The following is a 3549-nucleotide window of genomic DNA, read 5'->3' as shown; positions in this document are numbered from 1 at the left end:
AATAACTCCAGATACGTGTAAAGATAAAAAACACTACAAGACTGACAATCGAATTTATACCTTGATTAAGTATCCATATATTCGATAGTTGTATACTGCTCATTATATTATAAGTGAGAGATATCACGAAAACTGTTAAAAAACCTATTAAGAGACCCTTTTTATCCATTGTGAAAATTTACTCCTTACCGTTTCTATAATATACTCACTAATTCTTAGCTACCCTGCATTACGGTTAAGTATATCTATAATAACCTTCTACTTTAACATAAATATCGAGTTTTTTTATTAAGTTTTATTTCAGAAACTGGCCCGTTTGTTGAAATCTATTGTATCTTAATCTACCTCTTTTTCATCAATCAATTTCCCATTGATTTCTTCCAGTTCATCATCGGTCAAATATCGTTTTTCTAATTCGATATACTTCTTACCACCCCAATTATACATGATGGCATAGACATATTTTGTCACATCTTTTTCTTTGTAGCCATCTAACTCACCATTTTTAAATTTGGTCATAGCTTCTTTAAATAGCCCAGAATAGACGATTAATCGTTTACCTTTTAAAGCTTTATAAAACACCTCAAAAACTTCTTGGCTAATTAAATAGTCGCTGTCTTTTGCCGAGTACTTAGCAATCTCGTAAACTTTATCATCTCGACCGTTGCGAACTTTTCGCACGTCAACTTGTGTAATGAGTGGGTTTTTCGTGACCTCTTGCCACAGTTCAAGCCACCGATCCCGAGTAATATATTGAGAAGTTTGTGTAAAGTAGCTTTTATTAACTGCAATCAACACATGAAAATGCGGGTGGTAATCATTACGCTCTTCGTTGTAGGTAATTTCTAATTTCCGAGCATAGCCTTTTGCAATTTTACTAACTTCCTTACGTTGCATTAAACGCTGAAACGATTGGTTATAGTCTTTGATTTCAGCTTCTAATTCTTCTGCTGGCACGTTTGGTGCTGTTAAGGTTACAAAGATAAACTCTTTATTTTCCTCTTGCTTTAAGTACGCCATCATCACCGATAACGCTAACGCATCTTTTCTTGATTTCTTCCATGCACAGATGGGACAGAAACGATTCTTACATGTATTGCCTTTATGCTGTTTTTTCTTTTCCAAGCTTTTATCAGCAATCATCATCATGAACGTATTGCACTCCTTTATGAGTCGTAAAGTGTTTTCAGAAACCACATTCTCCGAGACTAGCTTTTCCATAAAGTAAGCTAATACACCATTTCTACGCTTTTTCTTTGTAGATTTCACCATAATATCTTGATTCTTTTTGGATTTTGCTTTATATTGAGTCATATAACTTAAGTTAATAAACGCCAATTAAGGCACTTAAAAACTTGCACCTTCCTTCTGTTTTCAACTTTTTTGTTTGGTCACTTAAAAGTCTAAAACACTATTAGGAATTTTGCAAGTTTTTTTGTATTTAAGCCATGTATACCAAGGGCTCAAGACCGTTCAGGGCAAATCAGAGATGTTACCCTTATATCAAGATAAGAAAGAGCATGTTTTTCGCTTCGCTCAAACCACTAAAAACCAAAGCAAAAAGGCACCTTTCCAGGTGCCTTTTTTATCGTTCCAAATCCATGTTTTTTCTTTTAGCCGGTTTTTGACTTCTAACCTGTTTATCCAACTCCGCAACATTTTCCATGGAGAATGTATTCTCTTTGGCTTCTGAACGATCGTGAACACGTTTTAAATGGCTTGTAGGGAGTTTCTCTTGGATTTTATTCATCCAGCCTCCAAACACCTTCTTAAACGCCTCAAAATCGCCTGTACGCTGTGTGAAGTATTCTTTCGTATGTTTATATAGATTTTCTATTTCGCTCGTCAGAGAGGCGACACGTTGCTTTAAACCGTTATTTTCATCTTTCAGCTGACTGTTTTCTTCAATTGCGCTTTTCCACTCTTTAAAAACCACTTTATTTTCGGCTTTCAACTCTTTATTTTCTTTTGCAAAATCCGTATTTAACACTTTGACAATTTGATGGGTGAGCTTTTCTTTTTGATTGGCAGCCGTCACTAACTTTTTATAATTCTCTTCGGATAACACAACATTTCCCGTAGGCTGTTTTTCCGTTTTCATTTTTTCCTTACCCAAAAAGTTTTTTTCGCCAGTTGGCACATTAATATTTTCCATTTCTTTTTTGAATGGCACTTTAATTTCAGAGGATACCTTTTCAGTAAGTGCTTTGAGTTCCGTTTTTCGTTGAGATAAGTTCCCTTCAAGCTGTTTAATCTCTCGTTCCAAATCCTTTTTTTCCTTGTACTCGTTCACGTCTTTATAGTCATTCGTGCCGACCAATTTCCGCTCAATCCCACGTTCCTGTAATGATTTTTCTAGAAACTGAACTTCTTTTTCTCTCCAGTGTTCAAACGGACGGACTTTATCCAACGTCAGATCCTGTTGCGTAATCGCCTTATCAAACGAAACTTGTTTTTCTAAACCACGCTTATATCCCTCTGCAACTGGAACAAAATTTAAATGCATGTGCGGACTTGCTTCGTCATTGTGAATGGCCGCATTATAAATTTTCAGCTGCGGATTTCGTTTTTCAAAATCCGAATACCATTCTTTTAAAATTTCGTTCGCTTTATCAAAATCCGCTTTGCTAGAAAAATCATCTTTGTCCCCCACTTGAATAATCAATTCTTGCTGAAGTGAGGTTTTTTTACTGGACTGAATGTGCTCAAAATAATTATCAATTTTTCGATCGTTGCGTTTTTGTTTGGCATTATAATTTTCCAATGCTTCGCCAAATTCTTCTTTGTAGACTTCCTTCAAATTCCTTCGAACGAGGTACACATTTTCATGTGAGCGAGATTCGTCAATATGTGAATTGCGCTCTTTTTGCTTTTCACTCATCGTGCGATTGTTATGATTTATGTTCGTTTTGTTAGTCGCTTTTTTAAAAGAGATAGCCATCCCCATATCATCCACTCCATTTGAAAAGAGCGTATAATAAGTTTGATACTTTGTCAAAGTATCCTTTTCTGTATTGTGACATTCCGCTACGCTCCATGTGCACAATGAAAAGGCTCTCCGAGGGTAAAAACAAGGGTCTGTCACTCTAGCGTGACAGCTTCCCCAAGATCAAAACCGAAAGAAAACACCTTGGGCGTTGCCCAAACCCACGAGGGAAAAATTTCCCCTCGACCCCCTCCAAAAAACTCCCCCAACCCCCTCACTTTTTGAGGGGGCTCCCTCGCCGGTTGGCAGGCAAAAACAAATGTTTTTGCAATGCCGAGAGGGTTCGGGTTTGGCGAAATTCGTCAACTTCTTAAATTCCTTCCCGATGGTCAGTCAGACATTTACCGTTGACGAATGCCACGTTTTTCGTTCTGCAGCTCGTCAGCTTTTAGACGAAAAAAAAGACCGTCAGATTGACGATCTCATTGTTCAGCAAACGCACCCGTTACTTTAAGTACAATACTTCACAATCTTTTTTTTTACAAATCATTATAAACTCAATCTATCAATTGTGTTGTCTATACGAAAAGACGCCTTTTAGCTGAAAAAATTTTCCTTTTTAA

Annotated in this window: 3 protein-coding genes; 1 reads left to right on the top strand and 2 read right to left on the bottom strand. The window is 36.7% G+C overall.

Annotation, left to right across the window (positions count from 1 at the left end):
- Positions 1–336 precede the first annotated feature (336 nt).
- Both ACRPI0_RS17270 and ACRPI0_RS17265 read right to left on the bottom strand, forming a co-directional pair.
- Positions 337–1272 carry a protein rep gene (locus tag ACRPI0_RS17270; protein ID WP_432356115.1) on the bottom strand — a complete coding sequence of 312 codons (936 nt, stop codon included), beginning with the start codon at positions 1270–1272 and terminating at the stop codon, positions 337–339.
- A 313-nt stretch (positions 1273–1585) separates the two neighbouring features.
- Positions 1586–2998: a plasmid recombination protein gene (locus tag ACRPI0_RS17265; protein WP_432356114.1), complete on the bottom strand. Its 1413-nt coding sequence runs from the start codon at positions 2996–2998 to the stop codon at positions 1586–1588.
- Between the two features lie 277 nt (positions 2999–3275).
- On the opposite strand from ACRPI0_RS17265, the gene ACRPI0_RS17260 reads away from it, so the two are divergent.
- Positions 3276–3440, top strand: coding sequence for a hypothetical protein (locus tag ACRPI0_RS17260; protein ID WP_432356113.1), 165 nt, complete (start codon positions 3276–3278; stop codon positions 3438–3440).
- Positions 3441–3549: the final 109 nt, after the last annotated feature.

It is taken from the genome of Sporosarcina sp. A2 (assembly GCF_050858885.1).
Taxonomy (GTDB): Bacteria; Bacillota; Bacilli; order Bacillales_A; family Planococcaceae; genus Sporosarcina.
The sequence above is the reverse complement of the archived record's forward strand: the minus strand, read 5'-3'. Positions and strand labels throughout refer to the sequence as shown.